This window comes from Kitasatospora sp. NPDC058478, assembly GCF_042720345.1.
Lineage (GTDB): Bacteria > Actinomycetota > Actinomycetes > Streptomycetales > Streptomycetaceae > Kitasatospora.
The window spans coordinates 37,602-63,969 of record NZ_JBHXML010000008.1 but is presented as its reverse complement, the minus strand read 5'-3'; the positions used below and the strand labels follow the sequence as shown (position 1 = coordinate 63,969).

Here is a 26,368-nt window from a genome sequence, read left to right as displayed (position 1 = left end):
CACGGAGTTGAGGATGGCGCGGGCCTGAATGCCGGGGTTGTGGATGAGCTTGGCGGTGTCCTGGGCGAGCTGCGTGAACATGTGAAGTTCCTTTCTTGAGCGGGGGGCTCCCCCCTGCTTCATGATTAGATTCTATACTCATTTAAGCGAGTGTCCACTCCTCCTCCCCAACTTCTTCCCTAACTAGAAGACTTCGGGGCGCGGACGGTGAACATCGACCACCAGGACAGTGCCCTCGTCGTATGAACCTGGGTACGGACGGGCGCGCGCGAGGAGACCGGCGGCGCACTTCGGGTCTTCCGCGTGGCCCAGAACCTCGCTCACGGCATAGGTGTTTTGCGACATCTGCAAGCCCACGCCGTCCGTGGCCAGCGCCAACCGCACCGTGCTGCGCATCGACACCTCCCGATAGGCCACCAGCCCCATCATGCTGGGCACATGGTCCGGCTCTGAAGTCAGCGTGAGGACCTGCCCGGAATCGACCAGGCGGTACGCCTCGATACAGCCGGACCAGGCCAGCTGGAGAACGTTTTCATCGGCCTTCCAGGTCGCGACGATGGCGCTGCCCAGCGAGCCGGGCCAGGAATACGGCTCCGCCTTGACGGCGCAGAGCTGCTGGCGGATGGCATCGATCGGGTCCCCGGTCTGCGAGGCCCGTGCCGCAAGGGCGGCGGCGTGCCGCCTGGCATAGTCGCGGCCGAGTCCTCCGTCGCCGGCGTCGCACAGTGCAACCGCCCGGCGGCCGGATTCAGCGTCGCAGGCAACACCGTGGCCGTCGGAGCCTGCGGGGAAGCGCCCAGGTCCGCTGGCAACACTCAGATCCCACCGGCGGCGCCGGAGTTTTGGTGCGGATCGGACGATGTCCTGGATGGCGTAGACCAGACTCCCGGGTGCTCGGGTCAGGGGCGCACCGGCGTGCGGGTGGGGGGTGAACCAGACCGGCCCGCGGAGCATGGGCGGAGTCCCGGATCCGGCGATTTCCTTCCAGACGTGGCGGGCGAAGTGATTTATGGTCAGGTCGCACTCCTGAGGGTTGGTGTGGACGAGGAGGGGCCCGAGGCGGTCGGTGCTGGCCCGGGGAGGGATGGCCCACCGCCTGTAGTCGCCGATGGTGTCCGTAGTGCCGTCGGTGGCGACGCGCACGGCGTAGGGATTGTTCACAAGGTGCCTCCGGGTCAGTGTCCGAGGTGGTCGGCGAGGGTGTCGAGAAGAGTTCTGGCGGTGCGGATCTCGCGCAGCGCGGTTGCGTTGTCGCGGGCAGCGGCGGACGCCAGGTGCAGGGCGGTGGCGAGGATCGGTTGCGGTACGTCCGCCAGCCACTCGGCGTAGGGTGCTTCGCTGTCGCAGGCCTCCCAGGTGCTGTGGGCGGCGCTCTCGGCGACGGCTGCCGCGTAGGTAGCAGCCAGTGCGCTCAGGTTCTGTTCTCGGGTCAGGCGGGTGGCCAGGGGCCTGCGATCGTCGGCGGCGAGCAGGTTGGAGAGTGCGGGGATCGGCAGGGTTACGGTCATGGCGCTCCTTGGCCTGGACAGCCCCCTGCTCGGGGGCTGCCCACGGGCCGGTCAGTGATGGTGGAGTCGACGGTCGGTGGCGAGGGCGGGCGGGGCGGGGTTGCGATGGCTGGCGGTCCGACCGGGCGACTCGCCGAGGGCGGCCACGGGAGCCCGCGGCTTCACCGATGAGGCAAGGGGAGGCGAACCACGGGCTCCCCCGCAGAATCAGCGGATGCTCGACCCCGGGCGGGGCGCCGGCCGGACAGGGCCCCGGCCGGCGCGTGCGGGTCACTTCCAGAACTGGAAGTACGCTGCCAGCTCTGCCTCTCGCGCCAGGTAGTCGGCCGCGATGGCGTCGAGGCGGGCGACCTCGTCGCGGCCCTCCGGCTTCGCCCAGGTCAGGCCGTCGGGCTCGACGCCCGGGTTCGCCTCGGTCCGCGTGTATGCCGCGAAGGCGGATTCGTAGGTGGGGTGGCCGGTCGAGAGGAACCAGAAGCTGTCGTAGTGGTACTCGATGTCCCACTCGTCGTCGCAGTCGTCCGGGTCGCCGTCTTCGAGTGCCGACAGGCGGGTGAAGCCGTAGTAGCCGATGCTCCAGGTGCCGTCTTCTCGCTGCCAGGCGATGCCCTCGCGGTGCGTGCTCATCTCGGTCCTTCCCTCAGTCCTTATAGTTAGATTCTATACTCCTTCCTGGTTGGAGTCCACTCTGGGGGCGGGGAATTGCAATCGCCCCCATCGTCTACTTCGCCCCTGGCCAGGCGGCTCCGGCGAGGGCGCGGCGGTGCTGTTCGGGCAAGGTGACCACCGGTTGGCCGAGCCAGTCGCGGCCCATGTGGGCGAGGATGCTCGCGTCCGCCTGGTCGTAGCGGCCCGGGCCCTCGCACTCCAGGCCGTATCTTGTGGCGACGACGTCGCGGACCATGCCCTTCGCCACCCGGGCCCGCACCTCCTTGGGGTGGTCCTTCGCCGGGTTGGCGACCCCACACGCGTAGATCTTGAGCGAGGCGGGCGGGACCTGGGCGTACGGGATGCGGTTCTCCCACAGGGCCTGGGTCACCATCCACCACAGTCCGGCCAGTTCGTGGTGCCCGGCCTGCGCGCCGTGCCCGTAGGCGGCGCCCTCGATGACGACGAGGTCTGCGCGGCGGACCCGTTCGGTGATCTCCCGCAGGTGCCAGTCGAGGCGCGGGTGGCCGCGCAAGGTGCTCTTCGGCCGCAGCGCGTCGGCCCAGTCGACGCCGGCGATGCCGGTGGAGGTGAGGGATAGGTCGAGGCCGATGACCAGGGGGGCCTTGGGCATGTCGGCGGTGTCGGTGGTGCTCATCATGATCCTTCTCGGTGGTGATCCGCGACCGGCCCCCTCGCGGGCCGCGGTGGTCGACCTGGTGGCGGTGCGGGCGAGTTGTGCCCGGCCTGGCCGCCGTGGTTCGCGGCGGCCAGGCCCCGGTAGGCGCGTCCGGGCCTTGTGCTTGGCCGGTCCGGCGGCTGGGGCGCGGGCGGCCGACGGGGTGGGCTCAGGCCGCGATCGCAAGGGCCAGCTGCTCATCGGCGGTATCACTGTCGGGCTCGGCGTCGGCGGCTGCTTGGCACGGCTCGCAGGGCTGCTCGCCGACGGTGTAGTGCCTGCCGTGACCGGCGGTGGTGCCGCAGATGTCCCGGGGCTTGCCGGGCAGCGGCAGGTCGGTGTCGTCGACGCCGTCAGCGGTCGCGATGACCTCGCCGTCGAGCCACAGGCGGCCGCCGGCCACGCCGTCGAACTTCGCCGGGTGGGGGCGGATCTGGCGGATGCACATGGCCCGGTGGGGGCAGGGCACGCACTCCGGAAGGACCGGCGTGCACTTCTCGATCAGGTCGCCCTTGTTCTTCCATTCGCCTTCGGCGGGGCTGTACCGGGGGTCCCGGTGGCAGGTGGGCGTGAACAGGTCGGTGTCGGGCAGGGCGGTGAACACGGGCGTGGTCTTTCTCGGGCGGCCTTCCCGGCCGCCCCGGAAGGGAGCGGGGCAGCCGGGAAGGAGTTCAGGAACGGGCGGCGGGGCGCCGGTACAGGCGCAGCAGGGTGAGGCGGCGGTCCGGGTCGTGGCACACGCAGGTGATGTAGCGGTCGTACGGCGGGCCGCTGTCCCAGCCGCCTGCGCCTTCGCAGTAGGGGCAGGCCGGGTCGGGGGCCTGGGCGAGGACCAGTGCGCGGCGCGGCGGCGGGTCCAGGCGCAGGCGCCAGCGTGGCCGGGGCCTGGTCACAGGACTTCCAGGAGCTGGCGGCCGATCCAGTGCGCGACGTTGCACGATACGGCGTTGCCGGCCTGCATCGTCTGCTCGGCGCCGGTGCCCAGGACGATGTAGTCGCCGGGGAAGCGTTGCCCGGCGAGCTGCTCGCGGGGCTTGAGCATCCTGAACCAGCAGTCCTCGATGCTCTCCGCGGTGACGACGACCGCCGCCGAGTCCCGGGTGGACAGGGTGTGGAGCGGGTAGCCGGCGTGCTTGGCGGTGCCCTTGCGGTACGGGACCACCAGCGTGTTGCGGTCGCGGGGATCGACGCGGCTGCCCGGCATGACCAGGCCGTGGTGGTTGCCCTGCGCGCTGACGGTGGAGATCGGGGCGTGCACCGAGGAGGTGGAGGAGTGGTTGCGGAACTCCACGATGTACGGGGCGGTGAGCAGGGCCTCGGACTCGCGGGTGGTGCGGGTCCGTAGTGGCTGCTCCGCCGGGTACGGCTCGATGTTCCAGCTGCCGCCGGTCGGGACGATCAGCGCCTCGCCCTGCTTGGTGCTGCGGGTCGGCATCGGCCGGTCGGCGACCGCGTAGGCCCGGTCTCCGCCGTCCTTGCCGTGGGTGAGGGTGATCGAGTACGGCTCGTGCGGGTACTTGGCCCGTCCGGCTTCGATGCGCTGCATCGTCGTGTTGGCGAGCTTCTTGCTGCGGGAGCCGATCCGCTGGCCCAGGTCCGTCCAGTCGATCGCCGCACTGGCCGGGCGTACCCACGGCTCGACGAGGGAGCGGTTGCAGCGCGTGTGGGGGCAGCGGTAGTCGTACTGCTTTCCGTACTTGCCGATCGTGATCTTCGGGTCGCGCCACGCCTGTACGGCGTTGACCTGCTCGCCGCAGTCGAAGCACCACGCCAGCGGCGACGGTGTGAGGTTGGGCTTGCGCATGCCCTTGCGGGTGAAGGTGATGTAGATCCGGTCCCGCCACTGCGGCGCCCGCAGGTTCGTCTCGTCGCCGATGTGGGCCGAGCTGACGGAGGTGACCTGGTAGTTGTAGCCGAGGGATTTCATCGCGGCTATCCACGCCGGGAACAAGATCCAGTCGGTGGCGAATTCGAGGACGTTCTCCACCACAATGGCTCGGAACTTGTGGACCTCGGCGGCCCGTACGACGCACCACGCGGTCACGCGGGTCCGCTCGAAGGCGTCGACGGGCAGGACCTTGAACTCGTCGTCGCCGTCGAGGAGGTCGAGCTGGGCGGTCTCCCGGCGGCGGCCTCCGGCGGGGCTGATCTCCGTGCAGATGACGCTCGCCCACAACACGTCGGCCTTGGGCAGGTAGCGCATCGGCATGCCGGACACGTCGATGCACAGGTGGTCGGCGCGCTTGTGGTTGGCGGCGTGGGTCTCCAGCGCGAGCTGCCAGTGGTTGACTCCCAGCCGGAGTTGAAGTCCTGCTTCGACGAGCCCCGTTGAGGAGCCGCCGGCGCCGCACAAAAAGTCGAGAAAGGTGACGGACATGGGGCGGGGCTCCTTTCAGTACTGGGGGTCGCCGGTCAGGGCAGCGGTGGACGGGCAGGTTGGGTCGGCGAGGTCTTCGTCCGGGCGCCGGGGGTAGGGCTCGACGGCGAGGTGCGAGTGGTCGGCGGCTATTCGCACTTCGGGTGGCGGGGCCTGCGTGCTGTCGTGGGTGGTCATCAGGGAGTCCAAGAGGTGATGTCGGACACTTGGAGGTGTGCCCATACAAGTTGAGGTCAGTAGACGCGGATGCCGCGGTGCTGGGCCGCCATGCGCAGGAAGGGAATCCAGCGGCGCCAGTCGGCGGAGCAGGCTTCGAGGTCACGGCGTTCCAGCGCAGGCCTGACGTCGTAGGCGACCAGGGCGGCAGTGATCTCGACCGGAGTGACCAGCCAGTGTTCGAGGTTGCTGTTGAGCTTGTAGTGCGGGATGCCGCGGACGGCAGGTTCTTCGGTGGCGGCGCGCATCGCTTCGAGGGCGGCTTGGGCGGCGGCGAGGTTGGCCTCCTTGCCGGGCACGACCTGTCCGGGCCCAATGATGTCGCTGATCGTGAGGTCGAAGGTGCTCAGCGGGGGGAGGTTGGGGGGCGTCGGCCGGGTGAGCATGCCGAGTCCGTGCATGGTGCTGCGGATGGCGGCCATTCCGAGGTTGCTGGTGTTGTACCAGGGGGATTCGATGCTGGCGCTGTCGCCGGTGGTCTCGATGTTGAGCTGGAAGCCCATGTGGTTGCTCCGAGGTTTCGGGGCCGGGCCCTCCCTGTAGAGGCGGCCCGGGCGGGCGGGTGGTCAGGCGCGGCGGATGCCGCCGTGGGCGGCGGCACGGCGCAGGACCGCGAGCCAGGTCAGCCACGCGGGGTACCCGTCTGCCGGGTCCTCGACGGTGCGACGCACGGAATCGGGTAGGGCGTCGTAGGTGGCGAGGGCGGCGGTGATCTCGGCGGGGCTGATGAGCCAGTTGCCGGGGCGGGTCAGCTTGCTGTCGGGGATGCCGGCGGGGTCGGGGTCCGTACTGTCCGGGTCGATCTGGAACAGGCGGCGGCGCTCCTGGCCGTCGAGGTCCGGCCACAGCAGCGGCTGATAGTCGGTGAGCATCCCGAAGCCGCGCATGGTGATGCGCAGCGAGTTCAGGCCGAGGGCGCTGACGGTGTACCGGTCGTGGTCGGCGGTTGCGTCGGCGGTCACGATAGTGAAGTGCAGGGTCATGGTGGTGGCTCCGGTTGCGGGCGGGGCGGTGGGTGGTCAGGTGCAGCGGAATCCGGCGTGGTCGCCTGCGATGTGGAGGACTTCGATCCAGCGGTCCCAGTCGTCGATGAGGGCGCTCACGGCGGTGCGCTCGTCGTGGGGGGCGCGCTGGTAGGCGGCGAGGGCGGCGGTGATCTCGGCAGGAGTGACCAGCCAGCCGTCGCCGGTTGCGAGTTTGTGCCGGGGGATGCCGGCCGGGTTGGGGATGCTGGCCGTCAGGACGGCGCGGACCTTCTCCTCAACGGCCTCCTGCGGGTCCACGGCCGCGAGCACATGGGCAAGGTCGTGCGAGCAGTCGGCGGCGTGGGCCAGGTCGTAGGGCAGGTCCTGGATCATCCCGAGGCGGTCCATGGCGCGGACGACGCGGTCGTGGGTGAAGTGGTCCAGGAAGTAGGTGACGGTGGGGTCGGACAGTTCGAGCCGGAAGGCCCTGCCCATGGCGGTCTCCTTGAGGTTGGGCCTGCCGAAGAGGGCGGCGGGCCGGGGTGGTCAGTTGATGTCTGCGAGGGTGGTGGCGCACCGGCCGCCGTCGGTCGCGCTGGCGAAGTCGAGGTCGCAGCCGGTGCCGCATTCGGTGCAGGCCCAGCCGCTGCAACTGCCGCTAGGACAGCCGGAGAAGTAGGCGGGTCCGCCGCAGTCGGGGCATCCGCGCTCGTCGACGGTGTCGTGCTCGGAGAACGGGTTGGTGATGGCGGCCTCGACGGGGCCGCAGCCGAGGTCGACGGTGAAACGGATCTCGCTCACGGTGTTCTCCCGTGCAGGTGGGGTCGGGGGTGGGGCGCCCGGGGCCCGGCGGTCGGCCGGGCCCGGGACGTCGTGGCGTTTCAGTCGCGCTTGCGGGACCGCAGCTCTCGGTAGGCCGTGTAGGCCACCCAGGCGGACAGTGCGCACGAGGTGGCGCTCAGGGCGAGGGCGCAGTACTTGATGATGTTCATGGGTTGGCGTCTTCCGGGGCTTCGGCGGTGTAGGTGGCTGTCGTGGTGGCGATGTCGGCGTGGCCGAGCTGGCAGGCGCAGCCGTGCCGGGGGCCCGCCAGCGACCAGGAGAGCTCGAACGGGGGGCTCGCCCAGAGCGGGTCCGTGAAGTCGAGGGGGCTGCGGGGGGCGTCGTCGCTCGGCGTGTGGTTGTCGGGGTCAGCCATGGGGGTTGGCCTTGCGTGCCGGGCACTGCGGGGCGGTGAAGAGTCGGAGCGCGGCGAGGTAGACGCCGGGCGCGTCGCCGGTCTTGAGGGCGTTCTCAATCTGCTGGCCGAGTTGCTGTTCCTGTCGGGGGGTCTGCGGGTGGGCGAACAGGCAGGTGCACCGGCCGTGCGGGGAGTGACGCTCAGGGGTGAGTTCGGCGAGGGTTGCCTGCACGATCCGGGTGTGGTCGCGTCCGGCCAGCACGTAGCGGGGCCACGTGCGGCTCGTGTGGCACTGGGTGATTCCCGGTGTCGCCGACAGTTCGGCGGCGACGTCCTGGACGTGGCGGGCCGCGTCGGCGGCGTCCGGGAAGACCTCGCTGGCCACGTAGGAGGCGGGGCCGTGGTCATGGACCGTGACGACCGTGACGACGGCGGAGTGGGCGTGGGGGATAGTCAGGAGCGCGATGCCGCGGGCTTCGAGATAGGTGTCGATGGCGACGATGAGCGGCGACAGAAGCGCGCCCTGGAGGAAGTCGGGGCCGTCGACGGTGGAGTCGTACACGCCGTCGCGCACCGTCGGGTTGTCGGCGCTGTCCCTGATCGCCCGCCAGGATTCGGCGCTGTCGATGTCGTCGGGTAGGCCGCCGGAGTCGCCGCCGGCGTCGATTCGCAGGAAGGTGCCGTCGGGCAGCTGCGCGAGGATCGTCTCGGCGCCGTCGATCTGGCCGATGTCGGCGACGAAGCCTCGGCGTCGGAGCGCGGCGATCAGGGGCTCGAAGTCGGCGTAGCGGGCCTGCCAGGCGGGGTCGTTGACGCGGTCGTGGGCGGGCAGCCGGGCGAAGGTCATCGGGGGTCCAAGAGGTCGAGGGTGGGCGGGTCAGGCCAGGCGCAGGAGGCGGTGCAGAAGTCCGCGCCGCCGGGCGCGGGTGGGCTTCGGGGAGGGGGTGGGTGGCAGGTAGCGGGCGAGGGCGCCGAGGAGGGGTCCGGGGTCGGTGCCGAGGTGGTGGTAGCGGCCGGTGAGGGTGGAGTCGTAGACGGTGGCGCGCTGGCCGGTGGCGAGGGTGCGGGTGACCGCCCAGCCGGTGGCGCCGCTCGGCTTGCGGGCTGCTGCTCCGCCTATGCCGTCGTCGGTGACGGCGAGGAGTGATCTGTCGGGCAGGTGCAGGTGGAGGCTGGGGCGGCCGCGGGTGGCGAGGTGGAAGGGGATGCCGTGTCTGCGGGCGAGTTCCGTGATCGGGCGGTAGGCGGGGGCGAGGACGGGCAGGTCGGGCGATAGCACGGTCTCTCCTGACATGTTCGACGACTCTTGAATGAGTGCCCATACAAGTTGGGGGCGGCCGGGGGCTTCAATCCCCGGCCGCACGGGGGGGGTTAGGCCGCCTGCTTGGCGGCGTGCCGGCTGGCCCAGGCAGTGAGCTTGTCGGCCATCGCGTGGAGCTTGGCGGCCTGGGCGTGGGCGTTTCCGATGTCGAACCGGTTGGGTTCGGCGGGGAATTCGTGGCGGCGGTGGCCGAGGGAGTCGAGGAATTGGTCGACGCGCTCGGAGAGTTCCGCTGCGGGGTCTTCGGCGGCGTCCCGGTCGGGCGCAGCCTTGACGCGCTGGGCAAGGTCGGCGATCTGGTCGAGGTCGTGGTCGATGTCCTCGCTGTCGGCGCGCTCGGTGGCGATGTCGCGGATGAGCGGGTCGAGGATGCTGGAGTAGTCGAGGGCGCAGGTCCACCGCCCCTGGTCGTCCTTGGTGTTGATGAGCGCGGGCAGCAGCATCGACGTTCCCTTCGTTCCCGTGGGGCCTCCCCCACCTCGTAGTTAGATTTTATACTCTAACTTCTTCGGGGCGCAACTCCCGACACCCAGTTACCTACTAGTTATCTCTGGCGTGGAGGCGAGCCGCCCGAGCGGCCTCGTACGCCTTCCGCCGCGCAGCCTGCGCCACCTCCGCGTTGGCCTCCGCCTGCCGCCGCTGCTCCTGCGCGTCCCGCCGAAACCCCTCCATCCACTCCTCCTCCGACTGCCGCTGCGCCACCTTGCGCTGCTCCTCCTCCGACTGCCGCTGCGCCCTGGCGCTGGTGCCGCACGCCCGGCAGTTCGTTGCGACCTTCCGGTGCCGCGAGCACGGCCGCGCCTTCGAATCCTCCAGGTCCGCCGCCTCCCCCGCGGCGCCAGCCGTGGGGGGTAGGGGGGTAGGAAGAACGTAGGTAGGAGAAGGAAAGGAAGGGGTTCCCCCGGGGCAACGTGCTGGGTTCCCTCGGGGCAACGTACTGGGTTCCCCCAAGGGAACCTCCGGGCCCGGTGATAGTGGGTTCCCCTCGGGCAACCCACGGCGCTCGGCCGCCAGAAACTCCCGCTCTTCAATGTCCCGGTACGTACGCGCGGGGGCCGCCGGCGAAGCTCGCGCGGTGCGGGGCCGCGCCAGGCGGGGGTTACGCGGCGCGGTGACCGCCGCCCGCTGCCTCTCGCGCAGTTCGTCCTTGTCCGGAGTGTGCGGCACGCCGGCCGGGAAAACCTTGTAGAGGGCGGCGCGGCCCGGCCTGCCGACCTCCACGCGCTCGACCAAGCCCTTCTCCACGAGGTTGGTGACCAGGGTGATCGTGCGCTTCTCCGACACGCAGGTCCACGCCGTCATGCGACGCAGACCGGGACTGGAGAGGCGACTCTCGTCGTCCGCACTGTCGCAGATCTTCATCAACGCCAGCTTCTCGGCGGGGTTGCTGATGACGTCCGGCGGCAGGTACGCGGCGGCGACCATGAGTTGTATCGACATGTGGGGCTCCCCCTCGGCGGCGCAGTGCGGGTCGGTGCTGCACCGCGCTCACTTGGGGGCCGCCTTGACGTCGATCCGGCGCGTGGCCCGCTTGACGACCTTGCGCGTCGGCACCGCGATGCCGGCGGTCACGAGGGCCCTCACCATGCGCTCCGCGTCCGGGACCGTCGGGATCGGCGCGTCCAGGAAGTCGAACAGCTCGATCATGGCCTTGAGGTCGGGCTGTTCCGCCGTCTTGTCCTCGCCCCGCCACGCCAGGACGTTGCGCCCGTAAGGACCCGCGGCAGCGCCGTCGACGGCCTTGCGCACGAACTTCTTGATCCGCTCGGCCTCCACCCAGTCCTTGTGGGCGTCGACGTAGTCCGCGAGGTGCACGGCCACGTCCTCACGGTTGTGCACCAGGTTGGCCTGCACCGGCCGCCCAGCCTTCGGCTTACCCCAGCAGGCTGTCGCGAACGGGCAGTAGTCGCACACGGCGTCGATGCCGGGGCCGTAGAACGTCCTGGGTGCCTGCTCGGGGTGCTCGGTCTCGGTGATCCGCTCCAGCCACCACACCGCTTCCTCGGCGATCTCCGGGTCGTAGGGGAACTCCTGGACGAACTCCTCGCCGTTGTCCCGGCAAATGAACCGCATCCGCACCCGCTCGACCGGGATCGGGCCGAGTCGGGCCAGGACCCGCTGCCCGTCGACATCGGAGAAGCCGCCGGTGCGCAGCAGCCGCACGTAGGTCATGACCTGTCGTAGTTCACCGGCGGTGGCGCCGTAGCGGATCGCCTCGTCCCAGCGGTAGATCGTGCGGGTCTTGATGTCCTCCACGGTGTTCACGTCGGCGGGCACTTTGGGGCGCAGACGGCGCGGCAACTGCCGGGCGATGGCCCGGTCGAGCTGCACGACGTCGATGCCGCCCCGGATCACCGCGTCGGCGACCCGCTTTTCGACGAGCCAGCCGAATTCCTTGCGGGCGGCGGTGGTCAGGCCCTCGTGGATGTAGGTGCCGAGCATCGCGGCCGGGCTGACGACGCGGTCGGTCGGCACCCAGCCGTGGTGGATGTACGCGGCACGGCGCTCGCAGGTGAGGTCGGACGCGCCGAGCTGGCGCTGCTTCGACCGTGGCCGGGCCTGGTCGACGGCGTCGGCGGCGACCCAGATGGATGGCGACTCCGGCAGGTCGAGGACGGGGGTGGACATGGGTGTACTGCTCCAAGAGGTCGTGAAAGACGGGGCGCGGCGCGGCGGAGGCGGGCCGCGCCCCGGAACGGTGACGTGGGTGCCGGGCCGGTCAGGTGCCGGGCGGGCAGTCGCAGGGCGGGACGCAGTCGCAACCGGCACAGCCGGGACACCAGTCCTCGGGCGGCATGCCGCACTCGGTGCAGCAGTCGCAACGGCCGTGGCAGGCCGAGCCGTTGCACCGGGGCGCGACGGCAGGGGGGTGGGCGTTCATCTCGGATTCCTTCCGGCCGGGCCGCCCGGTCTTCGGGCGGCCCAGCCAGGGTGCTAGGCGGCGGCTGCCGCGCCGGCGAGGACTTCGGCGTCGGCGTCGGCCTGCTGCGCCTCGGCGGCGGCCCGCAGCCGGGCGGCATCGCTCTCCGGGACATCGTCGATAGTCGTCGGCGGCGCGGCCAGCTCCCGCACCCGGGCCTGGACGGCCAAGCGCACCGTCTTCCACTCGGCTTCGGACAGCCCGGTCTCCGGGCCCGCGTCGAGTTCCTTCCACAGGGCCACGCAGGCGTCGCGGTCGGCGGCCGAGGCGATGCGCTTCATCCACGGGCCGGTACGGTCGCCAGTCAGCTCGGGCATGTCGCGGGGCTGGGACTCGGCTGAGCATCCGAGCATGTCGAAGATCAGATTCTCGTAGGAGAAGTCCGGCAGCGGCATGGGCTTGCCGCTCTCCACACGGAACCTCAAGGTGCGGGCCCTGACCAGTTCAGTGGGCTGGTCGCGGCGCATCCGCGCCCACACCGTGGAGTCGAAGCCGATGTCCTTCTGGGCGCTGACCCTCCACTCCTTCACGGCGCGGCCCCGTACGACGAGCGGCTGCCCGTTGCCGTCGGTCGCCGAGACCTCCTTGCCTCGGGCGAGCATGATGGCGATGCCCGGCATCGTCTGAAGCATGTGGATGATCCGGTACCAGCGTTCGATGCTGTCGTTCCACAAGTGGCGGCCGACGTCGAGGTTCGCGTCCGGGTTCTCGGCGAGCTTGGCCCGGTTGCGGTCGCTGCGCTTGGCGCGCTCGTACGTCCAGTTCGACAGCATCCGCCACAGCGCCGAGCCGGAGTCGATGACGAACACGACGGGTGGCTCACCGGCGATCGCGGCCCGGCGGGCCTCCCACCACACCGCCTCGACCTGCTCGGCGATGGACTGGTATGAGCCGTCGTGAACAATCACCTCGAACTTGGCTCCGGGGATGCCGGCGTACTCGTCAGCGGACCCCTCGGCCAAGTCCATCACGTACATCTGGCCGACGCGGTCGCAGGCGCTGAACGCGATGGCCTCGTAGGACTTTCCGGCACCTTCCTCACCCTCGGCGAGGATGAACGGCCAGGGGACGATGCCGGTGGGCTTGCGGGAGTTGAGCTTGGGTGGCACGGGTGTTTCTCCAAGAGGTCATGTGGCGCTCAGTCCGTTCGCAGGGCGCGGACTTCGATGCGTGGTGCCCACTCGGGGTGGAGGTCGATGAGCAGGCGGGCGTAGCGGCTGCGGAAGTCGTTGTTCAGCCGGAAGTCGTCGTCGCCGAGGGTGGCGCGGCCGTAGCTGTAGCGGACAAGCTCGAAGAGCATGCCGAGGCTGACCTTGGCGAACTTCGCCTCGACGCACTCGGCGGTGAGCCGTTCCAGCTCGGTGAGCACCCAGGGGTTCACCGAGTGGAAGTGCTCGAACCTCTCCTGGATCGATGCCCCCTGGGTTGACTGGGGCACGGGCACAACGATGCGGCGAACGGATGATTCCAGACCGGGCAGGTGGTCTTGAGTGACAGCGGGCACGGCGCCTCTCCCCTCAACTTGATGGGGATACTAAGCAAGAGTCCCCATACAAGTCGAATCTCCAGTCGACCGCCCCTTCAGGACTGGACGACCGGGCGCCGACCGCTGCATCAATACACGGCGGGGAGCGCGCACCCATGAGTGATTCCTAACCCTGGCGGATGAGCCCTTCACTCACCCTCACGAGTTAGATTCTATACTCACAAAAGGAGGTGGGTCAACTCTCCTTCTTCTTCACACCGCGCGCGAGGATCTTGGAGCCGGGTCCGTCGTACAGCCCGCCCCGCAAGCTCTCCACCACCGACTCGTCGAGCACCGGCGGCTTGACCCTGGCGACCCCCTGCATGGCCACGATGCCGGCCAGTGCGGAGTCCAGCAGCCACAACGGCGAACCGGACAGGTACCAGTCCGGCTCCGGGAACGTACCGGCCTTCGCCGCCCCCTCCATCCGGGCCGTCCACTGGTTGCTGTCCTCGTTGACCATCGCGGCGACCTCCTGCCTGCCGACGATCGGCGGCAACTTGTCCCGGCTCACCGTCAGAGCCGACACGAGGCTGCGCCCCGGCGACTGCGCCGTCAGCAACTCCTCGACCACCGCCATGTTCGGCGTCTTCTCGCGCGCGAACGCCTCGCCCAGGGCCACGGCGAACCCCAGCGTCCAGTAGGCCCGCCCACTGATGATCACCGCCTGGCTGTAGTCCAGCTGCCCGCGCTGGATCCACTGCGCCGTGTTGCGCGGCGGACCGTCGTAGATCGCCGCGAGTTCCGTCGCGCCGACGAGTACCGGCTTCGGCTTCGTACCACTCACTTTCGCCACTCCCTGCCATCTTGAAAAGTGAGTATTAAGTCTATGCCCAGGCCTGTGGAAAACCGGGTTCCAGGGCCGGTGGTAGAGTAGAAAATCCAAGAGGTCGGGCCCCCATTCCATGCGGAACGGGGGCCCAACTTGTTCTCCGGAGTGGCGCCGTCTTGCGGCCCCTTTCAGCTCGCCCCGGGCGTGGGGCGGGTTACTCGTGGGCGCGACGCTCCCGGGAGCCCTGCCCGGTCGGTCCGACGATCACCGGCGGGCGCCGGTGCACGGCAGCGCGGGCAGGGCCCGCTCAATGTGGCAGAGCGGCCTTCTCCCCCGGGTAGGCGGGCGGCTTCGCGTAGCCGAGCAGCCAGCCCCACCGGGGCGACAGGCAGTGCTCGGCGAGCCGGAACACCGCGTAGTACGCGAAGGACACCACCGGCACCAGGATGCCGGCGAGGGCGCCGGAATCGAGGTCGAGGCCGTAGCGGGCGGCGACCGCGACGAGCCAGCCCACCAGGGCGGGCACGCCCGTGCGCAGCAGCGACAGGTACAGGTTCACCGAACTCTTCTCGTTCGCGGGGGTGTTGGTCAGGACCACAGTCGGCTCCAGGTGGAGGGGCCGGGCAGGCCGTCCGCGTCGGAGCCGCCCCAGCCCTGGGCGCGCTGGAACGCGGCGACGCCCGCCCGGTCGGCCTCGCCCCAGGAACGACCCGGCCCGACCTTGTAGGCGCCGCCGAAGCCCTTGCGGACCAGCTGCTGACCGAGCTGGAGGATCGAGTCGTTGACCCGACCCGGCCCGAAGGCGTCCCGGCCCGGGAACGGCGGCGGGCCGGACGGCTGCGGAGTGGGCCGGTTGCCGAGCCGGGCAGCGACCCGGGCCCGGAACTCGTTCATGTCGATGCCGCGCGGGTCCGGCTTCCCCGGCTGCCACTCCTTGTGGCCGATTACGGACCGCTCGCTCCAGCCGTGCGCCCGGCACACCGCCGCGGCGGCCCGCACCATGGCCTCGACCTGGCCGTCCGGCCAGCCCTCCGCCCCGGTACCGGTGTTGATGCACTCGAAGCCGTAGAAGCGGGAGTTGCCGTCGGTGTTGGCCTGGTCGGGCGACGGCAGGGCCCGCTCGGCGATCACGGCCTGGAGAACGTCGCCGTCACCGGCGCCGGCGTGGTTGGTCCTGCCGTAGCCGACCAGGTGCACGCCGCCGTCGCGGTCGATGACGCCGTGGCACAGCGGGCCGGGCAGACCCGCGTAGCCGTCGCGGCAGATCTGCACGGAGTTGTCGGTGCCGGAGGTGGCGGTGTGGTGGATCACGATGCCGTGGACCGGCCCCCACGCGCCCTTGTGGTCGCGGTTGTGGTTACGCCAGTCACCGACCTCGGTGACGGAAAGGCCCTCACCCCGAAGGGAGTTGAGGAAGCCGTCGGCGCTCAGAGGAGTTGCCAAGGTGTGGTTCGCGTTTCTCCCCCGCGCACCAGGTGATGTTGCTAGGCGCCAGCTGCCTACGCGTGCCCGCCCTTGGAGAGGAGCCACAGCTGCAGCGCGGCCACGACCAGCGGCGCGATGAACGCACCGACCAGCCACCGACGGGCGGCAACTGCCGCCGTCTCGGCGGACTCCCGGGCCCGCCCCTCCGCCGCAAGGTCCCGCTCGATGACGACGAGACGCTGATCGATGAGCCGCTGATCCGAGGAGTAGACGTCCTTGGTCACGGCCTGCTCGATCCGCCCGGCCAGGACCTGAAGGTCAGCCCGCAGGTTCTCCCGCAGTCCGGCGATGCCGTCGCGCTGGTCCTCCCGGAGTTGGAACAGGGCACGCTGGAGCTCCCCCAGGGTGGGTTCTGCGGTCGGCGGGACGCTCACTACAACTCCGAACAGGCGTTCCCCGCGCCAGAAACCATCGTACGGCCTGCCCGGCAGCGGGCGGAATCCACGAAGGCGTCAAGCCCGAGATCACCCGATGGTGTGAAAGCCGGACCAACGGCCGCCGCCATCCGGTGCACCGTCGATAGTGTCACCGCCATGCCGATCGCCACCCAATCCGAGAGCCTTCCCCGCATCACGGCCCGGGGCTACCTCCTGGCTGGGCTTGGCACGCGGCCACTGGGACTGCACCGCCCGCACAGGTCTATCGCCAGCCTCGTCAACGCCGACACCCGCGTCAGCGTGTGGGTGCCGGAGATGGCAACCGGCAGAGCCTTCCAATCCAAGATCTGCCCCGAGCACGAATCGGCCATCCCCAGCATCGACCTCGACTGGCTTTTCCGGTCGCGGCGGTGCCAGGTCCGAGAAGTGCGACTGGCACGATGGGCAACGTTCCTCCACCCTCGCCTGACAGCGATGATCACCGCCGCGCTGTCGTCGGACCAGCCGCTCGCAGACGCGCTCACGGACATCGACGACCAGTTGCGCCACGCACTCACCGCGGCGATCGCTGTTCCCCCTCCGCGTACCGAACTTGTCGCATGGCCGGGCGAGTTCGAGCGCCGCCTCTACCGCCTTGCCTCCGGCGTCGCGCTCGCCGCGAGCTTGTCCGTGGCCCTCCTCGCTGCTGGACACGCCGCGCACCCGCCAGGCTCAGGGCTTTCCGAGGTTCTACCACTGTCGATGGCATGCGGCGTACGGCGCCGCAGCATCCCCGCCCTCCCCCGATGCCCCCAGCACGGCCTTCATTGGCCCGTGCGGGGGTGCCCGATTCCAACTCGCCGCCTAGCGGCTTCTCGCACGGGTCTCCAGCCCCTAATCGGCGTACCTCATTGGAGATCCACACCGTGCTCGACTTCCTTCTCGCTCTCCTCAGCGAGGCATTCATCAGCACTACCGGCCACCTCACCGCCGATCTCATCAGCGAGCGGCTCCTGCGTGGCCGGGCGACCCCGCTCGAACCGGCCACGCTCGTGCAGCACCGCTCCAGCCGCGTCGCCCACCTCCACCGGGTAGCCTCGCGCCGACGAGCCGCGCAGCACGTCGAGGCCCGAGTCGAGCCTGCGGCGCGGGTCTTGGAGCAGTCCGGCCGCCCTCGCCATCGTCGCCGTATCGTGAACCGGCGGCGCCCTGGCGGACGCCAGGCCTAGCCGCTGGCGGGCCCGGCACCCGTGGGTACCGGGCCCGCCGGCCTCAGCGCAGCTGTTCTCAGTCCACGCAGGACCACTGCACCCCACTGAAGCTGACCCAGCCCCCGAACGACCCTGTCGTGTTCCAGACTTCCAAGTTCCCGTTCGGCTGCAGGAAGAGCGTCGCCGTCGGCGGGCTCGCCGCGGCCACGACGAACACCTCACCTTCCTTGGACCGCAGTGCGGGGTCGTTCACGACGGCCACGACCCCACCTGCGAATCCGGCCGGAACGGCGGCGATCCCGCGCAGCGCCACCATGCCGTCGGGCATCCGCTTCACGCCGACCGAGCGCCATCCCATGAGCGAGGAGCAACCGCCCTGGAACGTCGGTGCCACCCACGATGCCGCCTCAGCCCGGACAACGCCGCTGGTGACGACGACGTCGCCTCCCTGCACTCGGATACCGTCGCGGCTCTGCAGCAGCATCCGTCCGGCCAGCGCCCTGATGGTCAGTCCGGAATTGTCGAGGTAGGTCGCGGCGACCTGGTCGACGAGCTGCACGATGTGCTGCGAAGGGCTGAGCAGTTGGATCGCGCTCTTGGCGTTGTCCTGGCGTCGGGCTGTGGCGATGACCGTCGCCTCGGCGGTCCCCGAGGTCGTCCCCGAGGTGGTCGTGACGGAGGCTCCACCAGACTGCCAGCCGCCGACTGATTCCATCGTCGCCCGCCCCTGGGAGGCGTATCCGGAGTCCGGGCCGCCGGCAGCCAGCACCAGGCGGCTGGTGTGCACGCCGTCGGGTGTCACCTGTGGGCTGGACAGGGTAGTGCTCGGCGCGCTTCCGTCTGGAGTGTTCTGCACGTTGGCGCTCAGCCGGGCCGGTGCCCGCTCTGCGGACGCTCCCGAGTAGAGGAGGGCGGAAGGGGACGAAGTGCCGTTCACCGGGTCGGTCGGCGCGAGCATCACCCTCCGCCCCGTCTGGCCGGTCTGGATGGTACCGCCGGTGACGGTCCCGCCGCTGATCGTCACGCCCGTGATGGTCCGTCCGTCGATGGCGTCTGCGGACAGGGACGCGGCGGTGACCGAGCCCGCGGCGAGCTTGTCGGCGGTGATCGAGTTCGCGGCAAGTTTGTCGGCCGTGATCGACATGGCCTTGATCTCTCGGCCGGTGACGGCATCTGCGGCGATCTTGCCCGCTGCCACTGCATCGGCGGCGAGCTTGGACGTGGTGATCGCGTTGCTGGACACCTTCGACGCCGTGACGGCGCTGGCTGCGAGCTGGCCGGTAGTGACGGCTCCGGCGGCCAGAGTGGACGTGGTCACGGCGCCAGCGGCGAGTTCACTGGTGGTGATCGCTCCGGCGGCGATCTCGCGGGCGGTGATGGCGTCGGCGGCGATCGTTCCGTTGGTGACGGCGTCCTGGGCGATCTTCCCGGCGACGACGGCGGCCTGGCCGAGCTTGGTGGCGGTCACGGCGGCGTCGGCGAGGGCCTTGTCGCTGATCGAGCCGGTGGCGATCTTCGCTGCGGTGACCGCGTCGGCGGCGAGCTGGAGTTCGCCGACGATGCCAGCCAGAACTTCCTGGGCGACGACCGGGGCGGGCCCGGCGGACGCGGCGGCCGACGGCGCCGACGCCTTGCCGGAGGTGGTGCGCGCCACCAGAACGACCCACACCGGGGTACTGGTCGGGACGGTGACGACGCCGCCCTGCGGGGTGTCGATCGTGGTGACGAGGGTGACCGGTGACGGGGCAGAGCCGGCGGCGGGTGCGGCGTGGACCTCGACACGGGCCAGGTCCAGGGGGCTGGGAGAGCCGTTGACGAACCGGCCGTCCCAACTGACGCGGACGCCGCCGAGGGCCGGTGTCGCGGTCGGCGCAGTCGGCGCGGGCGGGACGGGACCGTTGACGGCGGTGATGCCGGTGGTGCCGTCGGGCTGCTGCCCGATGATGGCGCGCAGCTTGCCGCCGGAGGTGACGGTGAGCGCGCCGTCGTCGATGCTGCTGTAGGCGAGCCGGGAGGACCGGCTCGCCTCGGTCAGCGACGTCTCCAACGCGGATATTCTCCGGGCGAGTTCATCGATCGGGTTGGGCACGGTCAGGCTCCGGTGGTGTAGGCGCGGGTGAGGCGCAGGGTGGCGGTCTCGGGGTTGTCGCCTTCCGCTGGGCGGAGTTGCCAGCCGGTGATCCGGCACCAGCCGTCGAAGTCGCCCCACTCGTCGTGGACGCTCACCTGGACGTCGTCGCCCACAGACCAGGCGCCCATGGGCGCGGCCGGGTGGTCGATGACCGTGATCTCGTCGACCGCGGCCGGCTGCTGGCGCCGGGCCCGTTCGGCGCGGGCAAGTTGAGCAAGAAGGCCTTGGTCCGAGATGGACGGCCGGTCGAGCACGTGTTCCATGCGCAGGCGGCCGTCGCGCACGGCGTCGGTGGCGCGGATCCGGGCGGAGCCCTCGCCCGCGCCGAGGCCGACGACGACCTGAGCGAACTCGTCGGCTTCGGTGGCCACCTGCGGGTTGCGGGCGATGTTGACGCCGCTCGCGAAGTGCAGGTCGTCGCGGCGGGTGCCCAGGCGTGGCCAGGCGACGGTGATGCGCCGGTCCGGGCGTTCACCGTCCCAGGCGACGGTCTCCGTCCACTCGGGGCCGCGGTCGAGCGCGGTGCAGTCCCGGACGATGTTCACCAGGGCCGGGGCTTCCCACTCCTTGGTGGTGTAGGGGCGCTCGGCGTCGCCCAGGCGCAGTGGCGAGCCGTCGGGCGGCAGGTCGACCCGTACGCCGAGAGAGCCGTCGGGCTGTTCCTGGCAGTACGACCACACGTCGGCGATCACCCGGCACGGGTCCGTGCCCTGGTAGGGGCCGCGCCCGCCCAGGTTGCCGTGCAGGTCCCGGCGCTTGGTCAGGTAGGAGCTGAACCCGGCTGCCTCGATCGGCCGGCGGGCGCCCTCCGGCAGGGCGCGCCAGATCAGCCCGCCCCACATGAGCTGCTGGTCGCGCTCGGCCCATAGGCACACCGTTCCGGCGTCGCTCTGCCGGGGGCCCAGGTGCGCGAACTTGGGTTCGAGGGTGCCGCGCATGGAGCCGGGCCCGGCCAGCTCCGGTCCGAAGACCACATTGGTCAGGGGCAGGTCCCAGGCCAGGACCTCGCCGGTGACGGCGTGCGTCGTGAAGTACCGGTAGGCGGGGCCGGGCATCAGTAGACGCCTTCGACGAAGTCGACCTCACAGAGCATGGTCGTGTTGCCGTTGACGTCGATGTTGCCCTGGTCGGCGTAGCGCGTGGCCTGCACCGTGAGCGTCTGGCTGGTGCCGCGCTGCTCTGGGCGCCACCAGTACTGGTCGACCATCTTGGAGCCGGTACGTCCCATGTAGGAGACGGCGTCGGCGTCGACGATGTCCTCGTTGCCGGCGACGCCTGCGATCATCTGCCGAAACCCGATATTGACGCTGTCGGTGATGCGCAGGCCGTTCAGGGCCGTCACCACGTACGCGGACGTCGCCCACTCGGGCACGTCGATGCTGACCCGGGCCCCAGCGGAGGCCGGCCACTCCTGCCACACCTTGGTCTGGCCGCCGATCTCTGAGTACCCGAAGGAACCGATGACGCGGACCTGGTGCTCACTTCGCGGGTTGGCGACCTGCCGCAGGTCGGTGATCATCGCGTCCGTGATGGTCTGGCAGTTCGGCGGGATGGTGATGCGGGCGAGCGGGAGCGCGGTCATGCCCGGCGGCGGGGTGCTGGCCGTCGCCGAGACGCCGGGTATGACGTGGAAGTAGCCGATGTCCTCCTTCGCCGGGTCGCGCGTCCCTTCGAAGTCGGGGTCCTCAATCCGCTGGAGAAGCAGGTCGGTGCGGCCGGTGCCGCCGGTGGGCGCGATCGGAACCAGGTGGTCGCCGACGTTGTACTGGGTGTAGGAGCCCTGGCCGAACGCCGCGCCGCGCACGATCGCGGAGCCGACGCCGACTCGTACCCCCGGGCCAGGGGTCGCGGTCTGGCGGACCTTGAGGTCGCCGCCTTCGGTCACCCCCTGGGAGCCTCGGGACAGGTCACGGACCATCATGCGTAGGGCGCGGGCCGGGTGTACGGCGCCGGTGACCATCAGGGGCGGCTGGATGAGCGTCATCGTCAGGGGTCCTTACAGGGAGGAGTGGGCGTCTCGCCACGTCACGGACAGGCGGGCGGTGTTGGTGGCGTCCTGGGCGGTCCAGCGGACCTCAGTCCGACCCGGGGGGATACGGAAGGCGTCGAGGCGTGAGGCACGACGCAGTGCTCCGGCTGCCGAGCCCTGGCCGCCGTTGCGCAGCACCCACCGGGTGCCGGGCCTGGTCTCGATGTCGATCCACTCGCCGTCGCCGAGCGCGAGGTCGAAGTCGAGGACCGCTCCCGGGATGCCTTCGAGCCAGACCTTCGGGTTGACCACGGGCCCGGTGATGCGCAGGGTTGGCCAGGCGGGCCGGGTGCCGGCGTTGGGTGCCCAGCCGGGCCGGGCGGCCGGGTTGGCGGTGCCGGTCGTCATCGGGGCCCGCAGTGGGGCTTCGAAGCCGTCCTTGCGCTGGGGGTCGACGTCGAGGTGCAGCAGTACTCCGGACGGGGTGTCGGCGTACCAGGCCGGGTCGAGGCCGCTGAAGATGATCTCGACGGGGATCCACCCGAAGGGGGCGGTGGCGAGGCTCACGGCGCGGGCGGTGAGGACGCGCCCGTACATGCGCCGGGCCGGCCGCCCGGGGCGCTGGGCCCGCAGGACGTCCGTTGCTCCGGGGGTGCGGCGGACCTCGGTGTCGGCGGTGGCGACGAGGGCGGCGAGGCGGTCGAGTGCGGCGGCCGGGTCGCCTGGCATGCGGATGGCCGCCCGGATGCGCAGGGTCTGCGGGCCGAGCTGGTCGCGCCCGGGATAGGCCCCGTCCTCACCGGGGATCTCCCGTGAGCCCTGCTTCTTGTCGGGGGTGCCGATGCCGTCGACGTCTTCGACGGGGATGTCGGTGCCGTGGCCGATGAGGACTCCGGCGACATCGAACTGCCAGTCGGCGATGAGCGGATCGGTCACAGCTGGCCCCCGCGCTTGAGGTGGCGAAGGCGGCTCATCACCGCGTCGGCGACGTCTTCGCCGGTCACGCTGGCACCGGTGACGGTGATCGGCATCGAGCCGACCAGCGGCGCCGGGGCGCTCTCGCGTACGAGGACCGTCGTGCCGCTTCGGGCGGGGACGAGTTTCGCCGCCGCTGGCCGGGCCGTAGCCGTGGTGCGGGTGGCGGTGACGATGCCGCCGTTGGCGAGGTGCAACTTGCCCGCGTCGCCGCCGTACGTCACGGTGCCGCCGAAGCGCCTCGCGGTCTCTTCCAGGATCGTCTTGGAGCGGGCGCGCTTGGCCGGGGCCAGGGGGATGTAGCTCTCCCCCAAAGTCTCCGGCTCCGCTAGCACCCTCCAGGTGCCGGCGGGGACGATCTCCGCGATGTGGTTCTCCGGGCCGCGCGGTGCCCGGATGCCGCCGTTGGCGTAGAACTCGACGATGCCACCGTCCGCCTTGACCGCGGCGAACGGGGAGTCCCAGGCGCCGCCGTTGAAGTTCGCCGCGCCCTTCGGTGACAGCACGACCGGGATGTCGATCCTGCTGGGTGCGTTGACGTTCACGCTGATGGTCTTCGACCCGGGGATGGACTTCACGGACGCGCCGATGCCGTTGAGCTGCGCCTCGACCGCCTTCATGTCGCCGCTGAGCAGCGCGGAGGTGAGGGCCTGCGCGGCGGCGGCGCCCTTGCTCTGCGAGACCTGCGCGATCAGGGTGAGCATCGACGACCACTCCGAGTTCGCGGCGCCGCCTGCGTTCTTGAACGCGCCGATCACCGCCGACAGGTCCGGTGCGTTGATCGGCTGCTTGCTGCCCCAGATCGTCTTGAGGATGTCCATCGCGGCGTTGATGTCGCCGGCGAGCAGCGCCTGCGAGAACGCCTTCGCCGAGTCGAGGCCCTTCGCTCCGGCGACCTGGGTCACGAGGTCGAGTCCGGTAGACAGTTCCTTGCCGGATGCCTCGGCTCCGGCCCGCGCCGCGTTCGTCATATCCGTCACGGCCATCTGCTGCATGATCTTCCCGAACGCCGCTATGTCGTCGGTCTCGGCGGCCGCCGCCCAGGCGCGTGCCGTGTCCTGGCCGTACTTCTGGGCGATCATCGGGACCTGCTCCAGTCCGGCGCGGTAGGCGTTGGTGGAGCGGGCGGTGCCCTCGGTGACGATCGACTCCAGCTCGTCGGCGACCTTCGTCTGCCCCGACTTGAGCTGGCCGACGAGCTCGGCGAGCATGCCCGAGCTGGACACGCCCAACTTCGAGAAGTGGTCGGCCAAATCCAGTCGGCCTTGGACGGCGAGCTCGGACAGGTTCGCCTGGAAGTCCTTCTGGGTCTGGAGCTGGCGGCGCATCTCCCCCATGTAGTCGTCCAGGCCCGCCTTGGTGACCCTGGTCAGGTCGGCCAGCTGCTCCGCTGCGCCGGACTTCCCGGCCTTCAGGTTGGCGACGAGTTCGTGCGCCATGCCGGCGCTGGCGTCGCCGAGCTGCGCGAAGTGCTGGGCGAGCGGCCCGTAGCCGCGCGCGCTCAGCTCCTCCAGGTCCTGCTGGAAGCCCTTCTGTGCCTGGGCCTGCTCACTGAGGGCCTTGATGTAGCCGGACACCGACGTCTTGGCGAGGTCGAGCTGCACCGCCCCGGCACGGCTGGACGCGGCGACGCGGTCCTGCGCCGCCTTGAACGCGTCCGCCGGCTCGACGATGCTGCCGAGCACCTTCGCCATGTTCTTCATCTCGTCGGTCCACTTGGGCGTGCCGTTCTTGTCGGTCGGCAGCGACATCGACGGCGACCACACCTCCAGGTTCGCCTGCACCGAGGCCTTGACCTTGGCGTTGACGACGTCCATCGCGGTGGCCTGCTCGGCGTCGGCCTTGATCGCGTCGGACCAGGACTTCCGCCGGTCGTCGAGGATCTTCTTCGCCTTGTCGAAGCTGACGTCGTAGCCGCCGGCGTTGGGGTCCCAGCTCTTCGCCTTGGCCATGTCGATCTTGTCGTTGAGCGCGGCGAGCTTGTCGCCGCCGCTCATGAGGCCGTCGATGACCTCGGTCATCTCCAGCCCGGCCGCCTTCAGCTTCTTCATGTCGTCGCTGTTGGCGAGGGACTGGGCGAGGGCCCGCATGCCGGCGCCGACGTCCTGCTGCTCGCGTTCGGCGCGCAGTGCCTGCGTGAGGTCGTCGGTGACGGCCTTGGCCTTCTGCTTCGACGAGCTGTAGGCGGCGTAGCCGAGGACGCCGAGGGCGAGGACGCCGGTGAGGCCGGTGACGGCCAGGCTGGTGCCGCGCAGGATCGCGGGCAACGCGGAGCCGCCCGCCTGCGCCTCGGCGACGGCCGTGCGGAATGCCGTGAACTGGGTGGACAGTTGGGCGATGCCGGCGCGGGTGACCAGGGCGACGGCGCCGAGTGCGACCAGGGCGCCGATCGTCTCCTTCACCCCGGACGGCAGGGAGTTGAAGGCGCTCGTGACGATGGATGCGTCCTGGGCGAGTTCCTGGAGGACCGGCAGCAGCACGCGGGCGATGTCCATGCCCAGTGCGGAGGCCTTGTTCTTGAACAGGTCCCACTGCCCGGCGGTGGTGTCCATCTGGATCGCGTACGCGCGCTGGGTGGCGTCCGCCCTGTTGATCGCGATCGCGATGCCCTCGTAGGTGTCCGCGTAGTTCTTCCCGTCGGCCGCGCCCAGAGCCAAGGCCGCGCGAACTGCCCGAATGTCCTTGAACAGGTTGACCGTTGCTTCGGCCTGGCCGCCGGTCGCCGCGTTGACCTTGTTCATGACGACGTACAGGCCGTCCTGCTGAATCGCGCTTGCCGCGGACTCGTAGCCGAGGTCCTTGAAGAGCGCGCCCAGTTCCTTCGTGGGCTTCATCAACCTGGTCATCAACATGTTGAGGCTGGTCGCGGACTCCGCCGCGGGAATGCCTGCCAGGGTGATCGCCGCGAGGGCGGCGGACACGTCTTCGAAGGAGACGCCTGCGGCGGCGGCCATCGGCACGACGTCGCCGAGCTGCATGCTCAGCTCTTCGAAAGAAATGACACCCTTATTGACGGTTTGGAACATGATGTCCATGACGTCCGCCGCCTTGGACGCCGGCATGCCGTACGCCTTGAGGACACCCAGCAATCCGGTGGCCGACGTCTCCGTGCTGGTCAGACCCGCCGAGGCACCCATCGCCGCCACCCGCAGGATCGACATGGCTTCGGCGCCGTCGAAGCCCGTCGACACGATCTGGTACAGGCCCTGCGCCAACTGGCTTGCGGTCTGCGGGAGTTCCGTCGACATGCGAACAATCTCGTCCGTGAACGCGCGGACGTTGCGGCTGTCGATCTGCTCGGAGATGGTCAGGACGTTGGCCATCTCCCGCTCAAGGCGGATCGCACCGATAGCACCGGCGGCCAGGACGGCGCCGAGCGCGAGACTGCCGGTGACCCACCCGGAGATTCGGGACGCCGTGGCGGCCTGCGACGCGGCGGCGGCTTCGGTCTGCGCGCGGCTGACCTCGGCAGCAGCGGTCGCGGCGCGCCGTGCGGCCTGCTCCTCGGTGGACGCCAGCGCGGTACGGGCCTGCGCGGCGGCGGCCCCGGCCTGCGCCGCGGTGGCACTGGTCCGCTCGGCGAGCCCGGCCGCGCGGGCGGCGGCTTCCTGCGCGGTGGCGGCACGGGCCGCCTGCGCCGACTGGGCCTCGGCCGCGCGGGCAGCCGAGGTGGAGGCGGCCTCGGCGGTGCGCTGCGCGGAGACGGCGCCCGTACCCGTGGCGGCCTGGGCGCGGGCGGCCATCGTCTGGGCGACCTCCTGGGCGCGGGTCGCCCGTGTGGTCGCCTCGATCGCCGCAGCGTGCTCGGCCTCCGCGCGAGCAGCGGCCTGCGAGGCCACCACCTGGGCGCGGCCAGCGCGTTCGGCAGCAGCGGTCGCCGCCTGCTGCGCCACGGTGGAGCGTTCCGTGGCCTCGCGGACGACGGTCTGGGAGGCTGCGGCCTGCTCGGCGGCCGCGACCTGGGCCCGGCCAAGGCGGGCGGCGGCCGCCTCAACCCGTTCCAGTTCGCCGCGGGTGGCGGCGAGCTGCCCGTCGAACTGCCGCAGTTGCTGCGCGCCACCGCGCAGCCCGGCGGTCAACTGCGGGAAAGCTGCCTGCAGTTGGACGTAGAGGGTGTAGGCGCCCGCCAC

30 protein-coding genes are annotated in these 26,368 nt (G+C 70.5%); all 30 read right to left on the bottom strand.

What is annotated here, in order from left to right:
* Positions 1-183: 183 nt before the first annotated feature.
* The 30 genes from ACFWPT_RS06540 to ACFWPT_RS06395 all read right to left on the bottom strand — a co-directional run bounded on the left by ACFWPT_RS06540 (position 184) and on the right by ACFWPT_RS06395 (position 26,368).
* Positions 184-1,161, bottom strand: a complete 978-nt coding sequence (locus ACFWPT_RS06540) for a hypothetical protein (RefSeq protein WP_380480022.1) — start codon at positions 1,159-1,161, stop codon at positions 184-186.
* A gap of 14 nt (positions 1,162-1,175) precedes the next feature.
* Positions 1,176-1,508 (bottom strand): hypothetical protein, encoded by a 333-nt coding sequence (locus ACFWPT_RS06535; RefSeq protein WP_380480020.1) that lies wholly within the window; start codon positions 1,506-1,508, stop codon positions 1,176-1,178.
* A gap of 270 nt (positions 1,509-1,778) precedes the next feature.
* Entirely contained in the window at positions 1,779-2,135 is a 357-nt protein-coding gene (locus tag ACFWPT_RS06530; protein WP_380480018.1) for a hypothetical protein, read from the bottom strand.
* 94 nt (positions 2,136-2,229) lie between these two features.
* A complete protein-coding gene (locus ACFWPT_RS06525) occupies positions 2,230-2,814 on the bottom strand; it encodes a hypothetical protein (protein ID WP_380480016.1) in 585 nt (194 codons plus the stop codon).
* A gap of 190 nt (positions 2,815-3,004) precedes the next feature.
* On the bottom strand, positions 3,005-3,439 hold the full coding sequence (locus ACFWPT_RS06520) for a hypothetical protein (protein WP_380480014.1): 435 nt from the start codon (positions 3,437-3,439) through the stop codon (positions 3,005-3,007).
* 67 nt (positions 3,440-3,506) lie between these two features.
* Positions 3,507-3,728: a hypothetical protein gene (locus ACFWPT_RS06515; RefSeq protein WP_380480012.1), complete on the bottom strand. Its 222-nt coding sequence runs from the start codon at positions 3,726-3,728 to the stop codon at positions 3,507-3,509.
* Positions 3,725-5,212, bottom strand: a complete 1,488-nt coding sequence (locus ACFWPT_RS06510) for a DNA cytosine methyltransferase (protein ID WP_380480010.1) — start codon at positions 5,210-5,212, stop codon at positions 3,725-3,727. Before ACFWPT_RS06510 ends, ACFWPT_RS06515 begins: the two co-directional genes overlap by 4 nt.
* A gap of 15 nt (positions 5,213-5,227) precedes the next feature.
* Complete coding sequence (locus ACFWPT_RS06505) at positions 5,228-5,389, bottom strand: hypothetical protein (RefSeq protein ID WP_380480008.1); 162 nt, start codon at positions 5,387-5,389, stop codon at positions 5,228-5,230.
* Positions 5,390-5,445: 56 nt separating this feature from the next.
* Complete coding sequence (locus ACFWPT_RS06500) at positions 5,446-5,931, bottom strand: hypothetical protein (RefSeq protein ID WP_380480006.1); 486 nt, start codon at positions 5,929-5,931, stop codon at positions 5,446-5,448.
* 63 nt (positions 5,932-5,994) lie between these two features.
* The gene (locus ACFWPT_RS06495) at positions 5,995-6,390 is read right to left on the bottom strand and encodes a hypothetical protein (protein ID WP_380480004.1); all 396 of its coding nucleotides are present in this window, start codon (positions 6,388-6,390) and stop codon (positions 5,995-5,997) included.
* A gap of 57 nt (positions 6,391-6,447) precedes the next feature.
* Complete coding sequence (locus tag ACFWPT_RS06490; RefSeq protein ID WP_380480002.1) at positions 6,448-6,888, bottom strand: hypothetical protein; 441 nt, start codon at positions 6,886-6,888, stop codon at positions 6,448-6,450.
* A gap of 51 nt (positions 6,889-6,939) precedes the next feature.
* Positions 6,940-7,194 carry a hypothetical protein gene (locus ACFWPT_RS06485; RefSeq protein WP_380480000.1) on the bottom strand — a complete coding sequence of 85 codons (255 nt, stop codon included), beginning with the start codon at positions 7,192-7,194 and terminating at the stop codon, positions 6,940-6,942.
* 187 nt (positions 7,195-7,381) lie between these two features.
* A complete protein-coding gene (locus ACFWPT_RS06480; RefSeq protein ID WP_380479998.1) occupies positions 7,382-7,591 on the bottom strand; it encodes a hypothetical protein in 210 nt (69 codons plus the stop codon).
* Entirely contained in the window at positions 7,584-8,420 is an 837-nt protein-coding gene (locus ACFWPT_RS06475; RefSeq protein WP_380479996.1) for a hypothetical protein, read from the bottom strand. Before ACFWPT_RS06475 ends, ACFWPT_RS06480 begins: the two co-directional genes overlap by 8 nt.
* A gap of 30 nt (positions 8,421-8,450) precedes the next feature.
* Positions 8,451-8,852, bottom strand: coding sequence for a hypothetical protein (locus tag ACFWPT_RS06470; protein ID WP_380479994.1), 402 nt, complete (start codon positions 8,850-8,852; stop codon positions 8,451-8,453).
* 92 nt (positions 8,853-8,944) lie between these two features.
* Entirely contained in the window at positions 8,945-9,337 is a 393-nt protein-coding gene (locus tag ACFWPT_RS06465) for a hypothetical protein (RefSeq protein WP_380479992.1), read from the bottom strand.
* 97 nt (positions 9,338-9,434) lie between these two features.
* Positions 9,435-10,334, bottom strand: a complete 900-nt coding sequence (locus ACFWPT_RS06460; RefSeq protein WP_380479990.1) for a hypothetical protein — start codon at positions 10,332-10,334, stop codon at positions 9,435-9,437.
* 48 nt (positions 10,335-10,382) lie between these two features.
* Positions 10,383-11,522: a hypothetical protein gene (locus ACFWPT_RS06455; protein ID WP_380479988.1), complete on the bottom strand. Its 1,140-nt coding sequence runs from the start codon at positions 11,520-11,522 to the stop codon at positions 10,383-10,385.
* A gap of 306 nt (positions 11,523-11,828) precedes the next feature.
* Positions 11,829-12,923, bottom strand: coding sequence for a hypothetical protein (locus tag ACFWPT_RS06450; protein WP_380479986.1), 1,095 nt, complete (start codon positions 12,921-12,923; stop codon positions 11,829-11,831).
* Positions 12,924-12,952: 29 nt separating this feature from the next.
* On the bottom strand, positions 12,953-13,252 hold the full coding sequence (locus tag ACFWPT_RS06445; RefSeq protein WP_380479984.1) for a hypothetical protein: 300 nt from the start codon (positions 13,250-13,252) through the stop codon (positions 12,953-12,955).
* Positions 13,253-13,535: 283 nt separating this feature from the next.
* Positions 13,536-14,126, bottom strand: a complete 591-nt coding sequence (locus tag ACFWPT_RS06440) for a hypothetical protein (protein WP_380479982.1) — start codon at positions 14,124-14,126, stop codon at positions 13,536-13,538.
* 292 nt (positions 14,127-14,418) lie between these two features.
* Positions 14,419-14,709, bottom strand: coding sequence for a hypothetical protein (locus tag ACFWPT_RS06435; protein WP_380479980.1), 291 nt, complete (start codon positions 14,707-14,709; stop codon positions 14,419-14,421).
* A complete protein-coding gene (locus ACFWPT_RS06430; protein ID WP_380479978.1) occupies positions 14,700-15,554 on the bottom strand; it encodes a peptidoglycan-binding protein in 855 nt (284 codons plus the stop codon). Before ACFWPT_RS06430 ends, ACFWPT_RS06435 begins: the two co-directional genes overlap by 10 nt.
* A 56-nt stretch (positions 15,555-15,610) precedes the next feature.
* Positions 15,611-15,970: a hypothetical protein gene (locus ACFWPT_RS06425; RefSeq protein WP_380479976.1), complete on the bottom strand. Its 360-nt coding sequence runs from the start codon at positions 15,968-15,970 to the stop codon at positions 15,611-15,613.
* 890 nt (positions 15,971-16,860) lie between these two features.
* Positions 16,861-17,133 (bottom strand): hypothetical protein, encoded by a 273-nt coding sequence (locus tag ACFWPT_RS06420; RefSeq protein ID WP_380479974.1) that lies wholly within the window; start codon positions 17,131-17,133, stop codon positions 16,861-16,863.
* 106 nt (positions 17,134-17,239) lie between these two features.
* Entirely contained in the window at positions 17,240-19,252 is a 2,013-nt protein-coding gene (locus ACFWPT_RS06415) for a hypothetical protein (RefSeq protein WP_380479972.1), read from the bottom strand.
* Between the two features lie 2 nt (positions 19,253-19,254).
* Entirely contained in the window at positions 19,255-20,349 is a 1,095-nt protein-coding gene (locus ACFWPT_RS06410; RefSeq protein ID WP_380479970.1) for a hypothetical protein, read from the bottom strand.
* The gene (locus ACFWPT_RS06405; RefSeq protein WP_380479968.1) at positions 20,349-21,278 is read right to left on the bottom strand and encodes a hypothetical protein; all 930 of its coding nucleotides are present in this window, start codon (positions 21,276-21,278) and stop codon (positions 20,349-20,351) included. The genes ACFWPT_RS06410 and ACFWPT_RS06405 overlap by 1 nt, the downstream gene beginning before the upstream one ends.
* Positions 21,279-21,290: 12 nt before the next feature.
* The gene (locus tag ACFWPT_RS06400; protein WP_380479966.1) at positions 21,291-22,199 is read right to left on the bottom strand and encodes a hypothetical protein; all 909 of its coding nucleotides are present in this window, start codon (positions 22,197-22,199) and stop codon (positions 21,291-21,293) included.
* Complete coding sequence (locus tag ACFWPT_RS06395) at positions 22,196-26,368, bottom strand: phage tail tape measure protein (protein WP_380479964.1); 4,173 nt, start codon at positions 26,366-26,368, stop codon at positions 22,196-22,198. Before ACFWPT_RS06395 ends, ACFWPT_RS06400 begins: the two co-directional genes overlap by 4 nt.

Coding starts and splice junctions, on each gene's coding strand:
- ACFWPT_RS06465 (WP_380479992.1), bottom strand. CDS start 9,337: ATGCTGCTGCCCGCGCTCATCAACACCAAGGACGACCAGGGGCGGTGG.
- ACFWPT_RS06455 (WP_380479988.1), bottom strand. CDS start 11,522: ATGTCCACCCCCGTCCTCGACCTGCCGGAGTCGCCATCCATCTGGGTC.
- ACFWPT_RS06405 (WP_380479968.1), bottom strand. CDS start 21,278: ATGACGCTCATCCAGCCGCCCCTGATGGTCACCGGCGCCGTACACCCG.
- ACFWPT_RS06530 (WP_380480018.1), bottom strand. CDS start 2,135: ATGAGCACGCACCGCGAGGGCATCGCCTGGCAGCGAGAAGACGGCACC.
- ACFWPT_RS06525 (WP_380480016.1), bottom strand. CDS start 2,814: ATGAGCACCACCGACACCGCCGACATGCCCAAGGCCCCCCTGGTCATC.
- ACFWPT_RS06460 (WP_380479990.1), bottom strand. CDS start 10,334: ATGTCGATACAACTCATGGTCGCCGCCGCGTACCTGCCGCCGGACGTC.
- ACFWPT_RS06410 (WP_380479970.1), bottom strand. CDS start 20,349: ATGCCCGGCCCCGCCTACCGGTACTTCACGACGCACGCCGTCACCGGC.
- ACFWPT_RS06535 (WP_380480020.1), bottom strand. CDS start 1,508: ATGACCGTAACCCTGCCGATCCCCGCACTCTCCAACCTGCTCGCCGCC.
- ACFWPT_RS06480 (WP_380479998.1), bottom strand. CDS start 7,591: ATGGCTGACCCCGACAACCACACGCCGAGCGACGACGCCCCCCGCAGC.
- ACFWPT_RS06500 (WP_380480006.1), bottom strand. CDS start 5,931: ATGGGCTTCCAGCTCAACATCGAGACCACCGGCGACAGCGCCAGCATC.
- ACFWPT_RS06420 (WP_380479974.1), bottom strand. CDS start 17,133: ATGGCGAGGGCGGCCGGACTGCTCCAAGACCCGCGCCGCAGGCTCGAC.
- ACFWPT_RS06490 (WP_380480002.1), bottom strand. CDS start 6,888: ATGGGCAGGGCCTTCCGGCTCGAACTGTCCGACCCCACCGTCACCTAC.
- ACFWPT_RS06505 (WP_380480008.1), bottom strand. CDS start 5,389: ATGACCACCCACGACAGCACGCAGGCCCCGCCACCCGAAGTGCGAATA.
- ACFWPT_RS06510 (WP_380480010.1), bottom strand. CDS start 5,212: ATGTCCGTCACCTTTCTCGACTTTTTGTGCGGCGCCGGCGGCTCCTCA.
- ACFWPT_RS06475 (WP_380479996.1), bottom strand. CDS start 8,420: ATGACCTTCGCCCGGCTGCCCGCCCACGACCGCGTCAACGACCCCGCC.